The following is a 13,042-nucleotide window of genomic DNA, read 5'->3' as shown; positions in this document are numbered from 1 at the left end:
GGCAAAGGCGGCTCCGTTAGTGGAACATGCTGCTGACGGAGCTATCTTCGTGGATACGCCAGATAGCTTCCCCTAGCACATTGGCCACCGAGAGGATGGTCAGCCCAGGAAACTGCTTCTCTGGCGGGACAGGAATGGTGTTGGTAACAATCACCTCTTCAAACAAGCCGCCTTGCAGGCGTTCAATGGCGGGATCGGAAAAGACAGGATGAATGGCACAGGCATAAACTGCCTTGGCTCCCGCCTTGCGCAGCAACTTTGCCCCTTCGGAGATGGTGCCCGCCGTGTCAATCATATCATCCACGAGGATGGCAATCTTTCCCCGCACGTCGCCAATGAGGTTCATGACCTCCACATCATTGTGGGCCTGGCGACGCTTGTCAATGATGGCCAGCGGAGCTTCCTTAAGTTTTTTGGCAAAAGCACGGGCCCGCGCCACCCCCCCCACATCGGGAGACACAACGACAATGTCTTCCTCGAGGAGGCCTTTTTCTTTGAGGTAGGCCTGAAGAACCGGCTGGGCATAGACGTGGTCGAGGGGGATGTCGAAGTAGCCCTGGATCTGGGCCGAATGCAGATCCATGGCCAGCACCCGGTGGGCTCCCGCCTGAGTAATCATATTGGCCACCAGTTTGGCCGTGATGGCCTCCCGTCCCGCCGTTTTGCGGTCGGCACGGGCATAGCCGTAGTAGGGCAAAACGGCCGTGATCTGGCGAGCAGAGGCGCGGCGGCAGGCGTCAATGATCACCAACAGCTCCATGAGGTGATCATTGACTGGGCGGCAGGTGGGCTGGATGAGGTAAACATCGGCGCCGCGAATCGACTCCTGGATTTGAATGTACAGCTCGCCATCGGCAAAGCGCTTGCGCAGTATCGGGCCCAGGTCTAAGCCCAAATACCGGGCTACCTCTTGGGCTAAAGCTGGATTGGCACTCCCGGAAAATATCTTAAGCCGATTGCTCTCAGAAACAGGCGGCAGCGGAGAAGGACGAAGAAAGGGGGCAGAGCGAACCACAGATCGGTGTTGAACTCGTCCGTAGCTAGCGCCCAAAGGCACGCCCTGCTATCGTAGCATTAGCTTTTCCCGCCCCAGCAACTGTGTCTTTACCTAGCAATCTCGGCTTTCTTAAGGCCCGAGATAACGTCTGCGGAGATCCCGGCAGCAGGTCTGGGGGGGTGAGCAGCTGCCACAGGAATGAGTGCCAGGGGTTACCTCTAGCGGCGAGGGGATCCCAGCCAGACTGGGCTTGGCCTAGGAGCGCTGGGGTTTGGGTCTACTTGGTGTTTGCACCGCTTCTAGTTGGGTTGCTGGGGATCGGCCGGCTCTGGAGTTGCGGCTGCTGCCTTTGCAGTGGGGGAAGAGCCCCTGCAGGGGTAACCCGTGGCAAGGTCTTGGCGGTGCGCATACGGAGCAGCCCTGTTTTAGCGGCAGGGCAGGGCTTGAGAGCCAGTTTTCCAGTAAGCTAGTGCCGATGTTGCTCCGGCGGCTATGGCTCTCCTGCTAGGTAATCCTGATCCCAAGGCAGCCTCCTTGCCCGTCTGGCAACGGTTTTTGAGGCAAGTTGTCACCCCCTGGCGCGAGTTCGACAGCATTTTGCTGGCCACGGTGCTGGCCTTGACAGGCATCGGCATTATTGCCATCCGCAGCGTGGTCTGGGAGCGGCCCATCAGCCATTACTGGCTGCAGCAGTTGGTGATGGCTGGCATTGGCCTAGGGTTTTTGGGAATGGTGGCGCGGATCCCCTATGAACGACTGTTGCGCTGGCATTGGTTGACCTACTTCCTAACCTTGGCAAGCTTGATTGCGGTGCTCTTCCTCGGCACGGCAGCAGGGGGGGCAGAGCGGTGGATCTCCATTGCCGGCTTCCAGCTCCAGCCTTCCGAGTTTGCCAAGTTGGGGGTCATTATTACCCTGGCAGCTATTTTGCACCACTGGCCCATCCGGTACTTCAGCCAGATTTGGGTGGCTGTTGCCGTCATTGCTCCTCCTTGGATTTTGATCTTTCTTCAGCCCAATTTGGGTACGGCCCTGGTGTTTGTGGCCATTTTGCTGGTCATGCTCTACTGGGCTGGAGCCAAGGGCAGTTGGATCCTCTTGCTGGTGTCGCCGGCGGTGGGAGCCATTCTCTATGGCCTGCACACCCGCCCAGGATTGAGCTGGATGCTCTGGGTTTGGCTAATCTGGTGCCTGGGCATGGTGAGCCTAGCCGCTTGGCGGCTGCCTTGGCGGTGGTCGGGGGCGCTAAGCTTTGGAGTGCTCAACCTGCTCTCCGGACATCTGGGCCAGCTGGCCTGGCACATCCTCAAGCCCTACCAGCGGCGGCGGCTGGAGATCTTCATTGATCCCATGCAAGAGCCCTGGGGATCCGGCTACCACCTGATTCAGTCCCGCATTGCCATCGGCGCCGGCGGGCTCTGGGGCCGGGGCCTCCAGCAGGGCACCCAAACCCAACTGGACTTCATTCCCGAGCAGCACACCGATTTTATCTTCTCGGCCATTGGGGAAGAGATGGGCTTTGTCGGCACCCTGACGGTGCTGCTCCTGTTTTGGATTCTGTGCGCGCGGCTAATCTGGATTGCCCAGGGGGCCAAGGACAATTTTGGCTCCCTAATTACCATTGGGGTGCTGGCCATGATCCTCTTTCAGGCGGTTGTCAATATTGGTATGACAATTGGCTTGGCTCCCATTACCGGCCTGCCCTTGCCTTTTTTGAGTTACGGCCGCTCCGCTCTGTTGACCAACTTTCTGGCCATTGGTCTGGTGGAATCGGTGGCCATGCACCGCCAACGCCCTAGCCTTTTCAAGTAGGCAGCCCCCGCCAAGCGGAGGCCATTGCCCTGCTGGCCGCAGGAGGGGTACTACTAGTGCCCCCTTGGGCAGGACTTGTCAGCAAGCCGGCCCTAAGATGGGGACATAGAGACCTAAGGTGTGAGCTGCTCATGCTGGATCCCGCGCTTTACTTTGACCACAGCGCCACCACGCCGCCTCGGCCGGAGGTCATCGAGGCCATGCGGCTGGTGATGCAGGAAAGTTGGGGCAACCCCTCCAGCTTGCATAGGTGGGGGGAACGGGCGGCCATGGCCATGGAACGGGCGCGGCAGCAGGTGGCTGAGCTGCTTAACTGTGAGCCGGAGGCGCTGGTGTTTACCTCTGGCGGGACGGAGTCGAACAACCTGGCCCTATTTGGGGTGGCTCAGCGCTACTCCACTCCCCAACACCTCATCATCTCCAGTGTCGAGCACGCCTCGGTGGAAAACGCCGCCCGCCAGCTGCAGGCCCAGGGCTGGGAGGTAACCCGCCTGGCAGTGAACTCCGCTGGCCAGGTGGATCCCCAAACCCTGATCCAGGCGTTGCGGCCCAACACCGCTCTGGTCTCCATCATCCACGGCCAGAATGAGGTGGGATCCCTGCAGCCCATTGCTGAGCTGGGCTACATCTGCCGCCAGGCGGGAGTGCTCTTCCACACTGACGCAGTGCAGACGGTAGGGCGGATCCCCTTGGATCTGGCGCAGCTGCCTGTGGATCTGCTCTCCTTGTCTGGGCACAAGCTCTACGGGCCACAGGGGGTGGGGGCGCTGTACGTGCGCCCAGGGGTGGAGCTGCAACCGCTACTGCGGGGGGGCGGCCAAGAACGGCGGCTGCGAGCCGGCACCCAAGGGATCCCAGGGATCGTTGGCCTGGGGGTGGCGGCAGCTTTGGCTGCCCAAGAGCTGGAGCGGGAGACGGCCCGCCTACGGCAGCTGCAGCGGCACTTGGCCCAGTTGCTGGCTTCCGTGCCCGGTTTGCGGCTAACTGGCCCTGCAGATCTGGAGCAACGCCTGCCCCACCACCTCAGCTACTGCACCACCGCGATCCCGGGGCACGTGCTGGTGAGGGAGATGAGCCGCCAGGGAATCGCCATCAGCGCCGGCTCTGCCTGTAGTAGTGGACAACAGATCCCTAGCCGCATTCTCCTGGCCATGGGCTATTCTGAGGCTGAGGCCCTGGGATCTATCCGCCTTAGCCTGGGCAGGGCTACCACTCCAGCAGCCGTTGAGCAGGTGGCCCAATCGCTGCGGGCGTTGCTCCTGGCGGCGGCGAGGCTAGACCCTCAACCCTCCCAGGCGGTTCTTCAATTGGCGGCTAGGCTAGGGTGATAGAGAGTTACAAGCAGGCTGGTCGTCATGGCTGAGATGAGTCCCTATCAAGTGCTGGGGGTCAGTGAAGAAGCCTCTTTTGAGGAGATCCAGTCGGCGCGGGCACGACTCCTAGCCAGCTTGGCTGCAGATGAAGCGCAGCAGGAACGGGTGGAGCAAGCCTACGACGCTATCCTGATGCAGCGCCTGCGCCTGCGCAAAGAGGGCAAGATCCCCGTCCCGGATCGCATTCGCTACGCAGAACAGCGCCCTGGCTCTCCTGCGCCAGAGGTGGGTTTACCCCGCCCGGTCAAGAAGATCTCTTTTGGGTTAAACCGCTGGCTGGACACCCCTTCGGTGGCCACCGCCCTCTGGTCAGCAGGGATTTTGGGAGGGTTGCTAGGTTGGGTTGTCCTCTCCCCCGAAGAGTATCCCTCCTTACAACTGGCGCTGGGGCTGATGACCTCCATCTATTTCCTGTACCGCAAGGAACGCCGCTTCCTCCGCTCTTTCTTCTTGGCGCTGGCGGCCTTGATCCTGGGGCTGGTGTTGGCCTATAGTCTTGCTTTGCCCCTTACCGGTGGCGATGCCCCTGGCCTCCTGTGGGTGGGAATTACCTTTGGGTTGATGTGGCTAGTAACCACCTTTTTGCGCTAGCACCTGCCTAAGAGCCCTCGCTCCTCGGTTTTCCTAGAGGGGGGTAGAGAACCTCCTCACTTGCCAAACCGTCGCTGGCGCGACTGGTAGCTGAGCAGAGCCTGGTGAAAAGCAGCGCGGTCAAAATCGGGCCAAAGGATGGGGGTGAAGTACTGCTCAGTGTAAGCCATCTGCCAGAGCAAAAAGTTACTAAGGCGCATCTCGCCGCTGGTGCGGATTAGCAAGTCGGGATCCGAGAGGCCGTTGGTGTAGAGAAACTGGGAGAAAAGGGCCTCGTCAATTTGATCCGGCTGCAGCAGTCCTTGCTGTACCAGGGTGGCAATGGAGCGGCAAGCCTGCAGGATCTCTTGTCTTCCTCCATAGTTGAGAGCCACCGTCAGGCAAAGACCCTCGTTGTGCTGGGTACACTCCACTGCTTGCCCAATGGCCTCCTGTAGAGAGGGGGGCAGGGCCGACAACTGGCCGGCAAACTGAATGCGCACCCCCTGCTCCACCATTTCCTCCAACTCTTGCCACAGCACCCGCTCAAATAAAGTCATGAGGAAATCGACTTCTTCGCGGGCTCGACCCCAGTTTTCGGTGGAGAAGGCATAGGCAGTAAGGAGCGGGATCCCCCAATCGTGGCAGCAGCGGACGAGCTCCTTCAAGGCCGCTACCCCCCGCTGGTGGCCGACGCTACGAGGGAGCCCCCGTTTTTGTGCCCACCGCCCGTTGCCATCCATCACCACGGCCACGTGGCGGGGTAACAACTGCGGATCGAGATCGGCAGGTAACTGAAGATAAGCAGGAGAAAGAGTCATGGAGGTTATTCTTTAGGAAGCGTTTTCTCAGGTTTGCGAGAGCGTTTGGCTGAATCAAGCAGGGATCCCCACCAGCGCAACGGTCCGTTGCAAACCCACGAGTGGATCCCCAGTCTCCTCAGAGGAGCCTCTCGTTTTTTGGACTGGCGGGAATGGCGCAACCGCTCTAGCAGCAGCTCATGTAACCTGGCACTGGTTAGGGGACGCTCGATGCGTCCACCCTCTGCTAGAGAGATGGACCCGGTTTCTTCTGAAACCACAATACACAAGCAATTGGCTTGCTCGGTAATCCCCATTGCCGCCCGGTGCCTGGTTCCCAGTTGACGGGAAGCAGCTCGCTCTGAAACTGGTAGGATGACTCCTGCTGCGCGAATGCGATCTCGATGGATAAGAACTGCCCCATCGTGGAGCAAGGTCGAGGTCTGGAAAATCGTCTGCAAAAGCTCCCGCGATACCCGTGCTTGAAGAGAGACCCCCTTGTCAGTAAACACCCGTGAGTCAATGGGCTGATCCGGCTCAATTACAATTAGAGCCCCTGTCCGACTTTGGGAGAGCTCCCGCACGGCTTGCACCACTTCCTCCACCAAGCCCTCCTCATAATCTTCCTCATCCCCGTTTGGAGGATCTGACCCTTCCATGCGGATGATCTTGGCCAACTGCTCCAAGAGCTGCCGCAGCTCTGGCTGAAAGAGCACCCCCATGGCCACGGCCGCAGCCAGGAGCAAGCGATCTAAAATAAGGTGCACCAGCGGCAGCGCCGCTGTGGCCAGGTAGAGCACCAACAGCACCGTAAATCCTCGCACCAGCACCCCGGCCCGGCTCTTGCGGGTGGAATAGAGGGCCAAAGCCAATAGCAGGACAGCCAGTGCCCAATCCAAGAGGCTGAGAAAGGTAAATTGCTGTAGCCAAGCCCATAAGGCCGCCAGCATGCCGAAAAACCCCGTCCACACTCCCCTCGTGCTGCAGACCTTTCGCCTGCGCCGTCCCGCCGCGAGAATCTTGCCGGACTGCGGTTCCCTGACCAGCCTACCATTTACCTCCTCCCTGGCTTCCAGGTCTTCCCAGTTGAGCCCAGTAGGCTAGATCCTCCCTGGCAACTTGGGCAGCTCCCTGCTGGCGCTTTTTGCCTCTAGGGCCGCAACTGCTCTGGTAGGATATCCTGACGGATTAAATCGGCATAAGTTTCCCGCCGCAGGATTAACTGGGCCTTCCCTTGGTTGACCAGCACTGCTGCCGGCCGCGGGAAGCGGTTGTAGTTGGAGGCCATGCTGTAGTTGTAGGCGCCGGTGGCCAACACAACTAGGACTTCGCCGGGCGCTGGGTTGGGCAAAAGCACATCTTTCAAGAGCACATCCCCCGACTCGCAGTGTTTTCCGGCCACTGTTACCCTCTGGGTGGCCTCAGCCTCGGGGCGGTTGGCCAGAAGGGCGGTGTAGCGGGCCCCATAGGTGATAGGGCGGGGGTTATCGGACATGCCACCGTCAATGGTGACGTAGAGACGCCCCTCGGGAAGGTCTTCGCTGGGCGGGATCCACTTCTTGCCCCCCAAGGTGTAGGCAGTTACAGCCGCTGGCCCAACCACAGACCGTCCAGGCTCGCAGAGCACCTTGGGCAGGGGGATCCCAGCGGCAGTGAAACTCTGCTCCACTGCAGTGGCCACGGCTTCCACCCACTCTGGGATGGACGGGGGATCGTCGGATTCGACATAGCGGATCCCCAGGCCGCCGCCCACATTGAGCTCCTGGAGGGGCAGGCCTTTGTCTAACCCTTGCCGCCAGATCTGAGCCAGTACCCCCGCCAGGTCGCGGTGTCCTTGCAGATCAAAAATCTGGGATCCAATGTGGGCGTGGAGCCCGACGCAGTGCAGTTGCGGATGGGCTGCCAGAAAATCAAACACCTCCGGCAGTTGCCACTGGCCAATGCCAAATTTGCTGTCGGTTTGGCCGGTGCGGATGTACTCATGGGTGTGGACGTCAATGCCGGGGTTGACCCGCACCAATAAGCGGGCGGGTCGTTCAGGGGTGGCCAGGGCCGCCACCTGCTGCAGCTCGTAGAGGCTATCTACGACCAGGGTGCAGCCCACCTCCAGGGCCATGGCCAGCTCCTCTGCTGACTTGGCGTTGCCGTGCAGGTAGAGATCTTTGCCTCTAGCTCCTGCTTGCAGGGCAGTGTACAGCTCGCCGCCAGAGGCAACATCCAGCCCCAGCCCTTCCTGCAGCGCCAAAGCACAGATGGCCAAGCAGTTCCAGGCTTTCGTAGCATACAAGACTTGGGATTGCCCAGGGTAGCAGCGGGCCCAGGTGTCGCGATAGAGGCGGCAGGCCTGCCGCAGGGTCCATTCGTCCAGGATGTAGAGGGGGGAGCCAAACTGGCGCACCAGCTCCACCACGTCACAGCCACCAATTTCCAGGTGGCCCTGGCGGTTGACGCGGCTAGTTAACGGCTGCAGGGACTGGTTAGGAGAAACGGACTCGACAGAAGGCGGAGTGCTGAGCCTTGAGACCATAGTTGCAAGCTAGAGGCCTGTTTTCCACCCTACCAAGTTTTCTCGCCAATTGGGCTGGGGAAAGCTCCCTCAGCTTCTACCTGGGCCTAAGTTGCTCCTGGGCACCCTTTTTTCTGCTACTATAGAGGACCAGCGTCTATGGGTCGATGCCCGAGTGGTTAAAGGGGGCGGACTGTAAATCCGCTGGCTTACGCCTACGTTGGTTCGAATCCAACTCGGCCCACCACGCTGCCCACGTAGCTCAGTGGCAGAGCACCCCCTTGGTAAGGGGGAGGTCACGAGTTCAATCCTCGTCGTGGGCTTAGGCACAAACTTCCAGCTCTGCAGGGTGGGGTTTCCCTTCCCCTGCTTTGACCATCTCGCCGCTAAGAGAGAAAGCCCGCGTAGCAGTGATGCGCACTGGCACCAGGGATCCCTGCAATTGCTCGGGATCGCCGTCGAAGAAGACGATGCGGTTACCGCGGGTACGTCCCATCGCTTGGCGGGGGTTTTTGGGGTTGGGGCCTTCCACCAGCACCTCCTGCACCTGGCCCAGCAGGCGGGCGCTGCGGGCGGCAGCCACCTCCGCTACCAAGCGGTTGAGCCGTTGCAGGCGGTCGCTTTTTTCTTCTTCTGGCACTTGGTCGGGCCACTCCGCTGCTGGCGTGCCCGGGCGGGGAGAGTAGGCGGCAGTATTGAGGAAATCAAAGCCGATATCCTGCACCAGTTGCAGGGTTTCTTGAAACTGGGCTTCCGTTTCACCGGGGAAGCCAACGATGGCATCGGCGCTGATGGTGGCCTCGGGCATGTACTGGCGGATGAGCTGGATGAGCTGGCGGTAGCGCTCCTGGGTGTAGCCGCGCCGCATCCGCTTGAGGACTTCGTCACTGCCCGCCTGGAAGGGGATGTGGAAGTGCTCGCACACCTTGGGCAGCTCGGCACAGGTGGCAATGAGCTCTTCAGTGAAGTAGCGCGGGTGGCTGGTGGCAAAGCGAATCCGCTCGATCCCTTCCACCGAGTGGACAAAGCGCAGCAAGCTGGCCAGGTTGGTTTTGGGATCCAGATCCCGCCCGTAGGCGTCGATGTTTTGCCCTAGCAAGGTGACCTCGCGGTAGCCGGCCCGGGCCACGTCCTCAATCTCGGCGCGGATGGCCTGCGGCTGGCGCGACTGCTCCCGTCCCCGCACCAACGGCACAATGCAGTAGGTGCAGCGCTCGTTGCAGCCGTAGATGACGTTGATCCAGGCTGTCACCCGGCTATCCCGGCGGGGCTTGGTGATGTCTTCCGGGATCTCGACAGGCTCAGTGGCCACCACCTGGTTGCCAGCCTCCACCTGGGCCAGCAGATCTCCCAGGCGATTGACGTACTGGGGGCCCATGACCAGGTCGAGCTCCGGGACGCGGCGCAGCAGCCGCTCTCCCTCCTGCTGGGCCACGCAGCCGGCCACGATCAGCTTGATGGCGGGGTTTTTCCGCTTGCGCTGCGCCTGGATGCCTAGGTAGGAATACACCTTTTGCTCAGCGTTGTCGCGGATGGTACAGGTATTGAAGAGAACCAAGTCTGCCTGCAGTTCGTTTGCGGCGGGCACATACCCCAGCGACTCCAGGATCCCGGCCATGCGCTCGCTGTCGGCTCGGTTCATTTGACAGCCAAAGGTGATGATGGAGTAGGTGGGAGCAGCCATGGCAAGACCAGAAGACAGGGACAGCAATCCTTACCTTATGAGCTTAGCGGATCCTCAGGGGGCAGTAGCAGCCCCCTCCAGGGTTGCCCTTTGCCCTCTGCGCAGCCCTCGCTGAGGCGGGCTTAGGCGCTACCCCTTAGCGGAGGTGGAATACAGTAGCTTGGTAACTCTCCGTCCCGCTAGCGTGATTCGTGCGGGGCGGAAAATAAGCAAGCGCCCACGCCGGTGAAGACCCTTGGGCTTTGAAGGAACTGTCTAGGGGCGTCTTGACAGCGCCTTTGCAAGTCCGTCAATCCCCCGACTAAAGTCGGGGGAGTGCCAAGTTAGTCCGGCATGAGGGCGTGAACCTGCTTGCTGCCATTGGGGTAAAGGAGAGCACGCTTGGGGCCGTGGATGGGATCCTCGACAATGATGGTCTCGTCGCGGCTGGCTCCTAGGGAGACAATGGCAATCGGCACCTGCATCAACTGGGCCAAAAACTTCAGGTAGTCGTAGGCTTCGGGAGGCAGGTCCTCAAGGGAGCGGCAGCCTTTGGTGGAGCACTTCCAGCCGGGCAGGGTTTTGTAGATGGGTTTGCACTGGGCAAAGACGCGGGCATCACTGGGAAAGTGATGGATCTCGCGACCCTGGTACTCGTAGGCCACGCACACCTTGATCTCATCCAGGCCATCTAGAACATCCAACTTGGTGATGGCCAGGCAGTCGAGGCCGTTGATCCGCACGGCATAACGCCCAATGACACCATCAAACCAGCCGCAGCGCCGCTGCCGCCCCGTGGTGGTGCCGAATTCGCCGCCAGCAGACTGCAAATAGGCACCGATTTCGTCTTTAAGTTCGGTAGGGAACGGGCCCTCGCCAACGCGGGTGGTGTAGGCCTTAGCTACCCCAATTACCCGGTCGATGCTGGTGGGGCCAATCCCAGCCCCCACGCAGGCGCCGCCAGCAATGGGATGGGAAGAGGTGACGTAGGGGTAGGTGCCATAGTCAATGTCTAACAGCGTACCCTGCGCTCCCTCAAAGAGAATGTTCTGCCGCTCCTCAATGGCTTGCGTGAGAAGCAGGGCGGCATCAGTGACATAGGGGCGCAGCCGCTCCGCGTAGGCCAGGTATTGCTCGATAATCGGCTCTGGATCTAGGGGAGGCAAGTTGTAGATCTTCTCCAGCAAAACATTCTTGTAGGGGATAGCCCAACTGAGGCGCTCCCGCAGTTGGTCAGGGTACATCAAGTCCACGACGCGGATGCCCATGCGCTCGGCCTTGTCGGCGTAGGTGGGTCCAATGCCCCGGCCAGTGGTGCCCAGCCGGTAGATGCCGCGCCGCTCTTCTTCGGCCACGTCGATGACGCGGTGGTAGGGCAAGGTTACGTGGGCCGTTTCGGCAATGTAGAGGTTGTGGGTGGAGATCCCCAGTTGGTGCAGTTGGTCGATCTCGGCCAGCAAAACTTCGGGATCGATCACCGTACCACTGGCGATGACGCAGCGCTTATCGGGGTAGAGGATGCCGGAGGGGATAAGGTGCAACTTAAAGGTCTTGCCCCCCACCACCACCGTGTGGCCGGCATTAACCCCACCCTGGTAGCGAACGACTACATGGGCTTTCTCACTGAGGAGGTCGGTGATCTTACCTTTTCCTTCGTCGCCCCACTGGGCACCGACAACCACAACGTTTGCCAAAGGCTTCTCCCCCAGTCCGTAAACAGCACAAAAACCCCTTTCCCGGGGTCGCTGCACTAATTTACCCCATGGCTCGGGGGGGTGTTGAGGGTTTTTGACAAAAAGGTTAACAATCGATTAACTTTTCCGTCCTCAACTCCCCGGCTTGAACAGGCCGATGGCGGTCACTTGGTTGGAGCCCACCGCAAAGACAAAGGACAGGCCCAGGGCATCGTAGTTGACGTAGTAGCGATCCTCCCGCAGGTATTCCCGACTTCCTTTGGGGTAGGGCACCACCTCGTTGTAGCCGTTTTCGCCGGGGCCGCCGTAAACAGCAACTACTTCCGAGTAGGTGGAGCCAATGCGGATCCCTTCGCCAGTCATGGCTTCGGGGTGGGTGGTATAGATGCGGTCGGCAAAAAAGCTATTGAGAACGCCCGGAGGGCGGTAGGCAAAGAGGATGTAGTCTGGCAAGTAGAAGATCTTCAGGTCGCTGTTGGGCTGAAATACATTTGCCCGAGATTCGGCCGGGATTAGCTCCACGTTGCCCAAGAGGTGGGTATCGACGTTGCGGGTATCCATGCCCAGGACAAAGCGACCGACACGGCCCTCTTGAACCAGGACGGTGGGGCGGGGCGGGGGGCTGGGGCGGCGGGGAGGCAGGGCCAGGGCTTCTAGGGCAGCCTTGAGCCAGGCATTCTCATCTCCCTCTACCCTTTGCAAGGGCACCAAACCCTGGGCTAGGGAACGTCCATCGCCTGTTTTCCAAGTGGCTACGGCCAGTTCCACTGCCGCGCCAGAAGGCAGGGCGAAGAAGCGGGTCTGGCGCTCGCTGCCTTGGGTGGTCTGTCCCACAATAACGGTGCTGCCGCTAGCTCCCAGCTGGGCTGCCAAGAGGGTCGCCCCCTGGCGGGTGTTGCCATCGACAAGGACAGCCAACGGGATCCCCGCGGCGAGGGGCAAGTTTTCACTGTTCCAGGAGGTAGATTGACCAAAGCGGTCTTCCGTAACCAGCAGCGGCTGCACGGAACGGGGCAAAAATAAGCGCGCCACATCCGCTATCACTTGCGGGTCATAGCCCACCGACCCCCGCAGGTCGAGGACAATGCCTTGGCTGTAATCCTGGGTGTAGAGGGCTTGGCGAATCTGCTGGGCGGTGGCAGGGGTAAGCTCCGGCACTGCCAGGTAAACCTGGCGCGGCCCAATCTGACGCGCCTGGAGGGGCGGGCGAGGACGGTTGAGCAAGTCCCTAAAGCTTTGCGGATCCCAGAAGCGATCGGCGGGATCCCCATATTCGCGCAGGATCTCTCGAATTAGCTCATACTCAACTTCGATGGGCGGGCGGGGATCCCTGTAGGTGCGGGCCAACAGGCGGGTGTAGAGGTCGCTGTAGTTGACCGCAGCAGCCTGGTTGCCCGCCTGCCAAGACTCGTTGATGAACAGCCCTACCAGATAGCGCAGATCCTGGCCCAGCGCTGGCGCAGAAGAAGGGGGCCGAAGCGCGGGATTGGCTGGCGCCCCTTGGGAGGGCGAGGCTGGCGCAACAGTTGGCTCCTCAATTGAGGGGACGACCGGAACGGGTGGCAGAGCTGCCTGGCCTCTCACGCTGGCTGGAAGGATCCCGCCGATTGCCACGGCCATTGCCCAC

At 60.7% G+C, this 13,042-nt stretch carries 10 protein-coding genes and 2 tRNA genes; 5 read left to right on the top strand and 7 right to left on the bottom strand.

Annotated features, from left to right (window positions below):
• Window positions 1-16 precede the first annotated feature (16 nt).
• On the bottom strand, window positions 17-1,015 hold the full coding sequence (locus NW822_RS07360) for a ribose-phosphate pyrophosphokinase (protein WP_414359726.1): 999 nt from the start codon (window positions 1,013-1,015) through the stop codon (window positions 17-19).
• A gap of 483 nt (window positions 1,016-1,498) precedes the next feature.
• On the opposite strand from NW822_RS07360, the gene rodA reads away from it, so the two are divergent.
• From rodA to NW822_RS07345, 3 genes are all read left to right on the top strand, one after another.
• Window positions 1,499-2,809 (top strand): rod shape-determining protein RodA, encoded by a 1,311-nt coding sequence (gene rodA / locus NW822_RS07355; RefSeq protein WP_414404093.1) that lies wholly within the window; start codon window positions 1,499-1,501, stop codon window positions 2,807-2,809.
• A gap of 131 nt (window positions 2,810-2,940) precedes the next feature.
• Window positions 2,941-4,137 (top strand): cysteine desulfurase family protein, encoded by a 1,197-nt coding sequence (locus tag NW822_RS07350; RefSeq protein WP_414404015.1) that lies wholly within the window; start codon window positions 2,941-2,943, stop codon window positions 4,135-4,137.
• Window positions 4,138-4,164: 27 nt separating this feature from the next.
• On the top strand, window positions 4,165-4,773 hold the full coding sequence (locus NW822_RS07345; protein ID WP_414359722.1) for a CPP1-like family protein: 609 nt from the start codon (window positions 4,165-4,167) through the stop codon (window positions 4,771-4,773).
• Between the two features lie 56 nt (window positions 4,774-4,829).
• Here NW822_RS07345 and NW822_RS07340 read toward each other — a convergent pair whose 3' ends face one another.
• From NW822_RS07340 to lysA, 3 genes are all read right to left on the bottom strand, one after another.
• Window positions 4,830-5,573 carry an isoprenyl transferase gene (locus NW822_RS07340; RefSeq protein WP_414359720.1) on the bottom strand — a complete coding sequence of 248 codons (744 nt, stop codon included), beginning with the start codon at window positions 5,571-5,573 and terminating at the stop codon, window positions 4,830-4,832.
• Window positions 5,574-5,578: 5 nt separating this feature from the next.
• The gene (cdaA, locus tag NW822_RS07335; RefSeq protein WP_414359719.1) at window positions 5,579-6,523 is read right to left on the bottom strand and encodes a diadenylate cyclase CdaA; all 945 of its coding nucleotides are present in this window, start codon (window positions 6,521-6,523) and stop codon (window positions 5,579-5,581) included.
• A gap of 179 nt (window positions 6,524-6,702) precedes the next feature.
• Window positions 6,703-8,079: a diaminopimelate decarboxylase gene (gene lysA / locus NW822_RS07330; protein ID WP_414404014.1), complete on the bottom strand. Its 1,377-nt coding sequence runs from the start codon at window positions 8,077-8,079 to the stop codon at window positions 6,703-6,705.
• Window positions 8,080-8,219: 140 nt separating this feature from the next.
• Between lysA and NW822_RS07325 the strand changes: the two genes are divergently transcribed.
• Window positions 8,220-8,305 (top strand) — tRNA-Tyr (locus NW822_RS07325).
• 4 nt (window positions 8,306-8,309) lie between these two features.
• Window positions 8,310-8,381 (top strand) — tRNA-Thr (locus NW822_RS07320).
• Here the strand turns inward: NW822_RS07320 and miaB are convergent.
• The 3 genes from miaB to NW822_RS07305 form a co-directional block, all read right to left on the bottom strand.
• Window positions 8,381-9,742, bottom strand: a complete 1,362-nt coding sequence (miaB, locus tag NW822_RS07315; RefSeq protein WP_414404013.1) for a tRNA (N6-isopentenyl adenosine(37)-C2)-methylthiotransferase MiaB — start codon at window positions 9,740-9,742, stop codon at window positions 8,381-8,383. The two genes, NW822_RS07320 and miaB, sit on opposite strands and share 1 nt — an antisense overlap.
• 323 nt (window positions 9,743-10,065) lie before the next feature.
• Window positions 10,066-11,415: an adenylosuccinate synthase gene (locus NW822_RS07310; protein ID WP_414404012.1), complete on the bottom strand. Its 1,350-nt coding sequence runs from the start codon at window positions 11,413-11,415 to the stop codon at window positions 10,066-10,068.
• Between the two features lie 132 nt (window positions 11,416-11,547).
• Complete coding sequence (locus tag NW822_RS07305; protein WP_414404011.1) at window positions 11,548-13,035, bottom strand: S41 family peptidase; 1,488 nt, start codon at window positions 13,033-13,035, stop codon at window positions 11,548-11,550.
• Between the last annotated feature and the right edge of the window lie 7 nt (window positions 13,036-13,042).

The organism is Synechococcus sp. H70.2 (assembly GCF_047462275.1).
Classification (GTDB): Bacteria; Cyanobacteriota; Cyanobacteriia; order Thermostichales; family Thermostichaceae; genus Thermostichus.
Note: the sequence above shows the minus strand (reverse complement) of the source record. Positions and strands in the feature narration are given on the sequence as shown.

Excerpts from the sequence above, each read along its gene's own strand:
- NW822_RS07350 (WP_414404015.1), top strand. The coding sequence starts at position 2,941 with ATGCTGGATCCCGCGCTTTACTTTGACCACAGCGCCACCACGCCGCCT.
- NW822_RS07345 (WP_414359722.1), top strand. The coding sequence starts at position 4,165 with ATGGCTGAGATGAGTCCCTATCAAGTGCTGGGGGTCAGTGAAGAAGCC.
- NW822_RS07340 (WP_414359720.1), bottom strand. The coding sequence starts at position 5,573 with ATGACTCTTTCTCCTGCTTATCTTCAGTTACCTGCCGATCTCGATCCG.
- lysA (WP_414404014.1), bottom strand. The coding sequence starts at position 8,079 with ATGGTCTCAAGGCTCAGCACTCCGCCTTCTGTCGAGTCCGTTTCTCCT.
- miaB (WP_414404013.1), bottom strand. The coding sequence starts at position 9,742 with ATGGCTGCTCCCACCTACTCCATCATCACCTTTGGCTGTCAAATGAAC.
- NW822_RS07305 (WP_414404011.1), bottom strand. The coding sequence starts at position 13,035 with ATGGCCGTGGCAATCGGCGGGATCCTTCCAGCCAGCGTGAGAGGCCAG.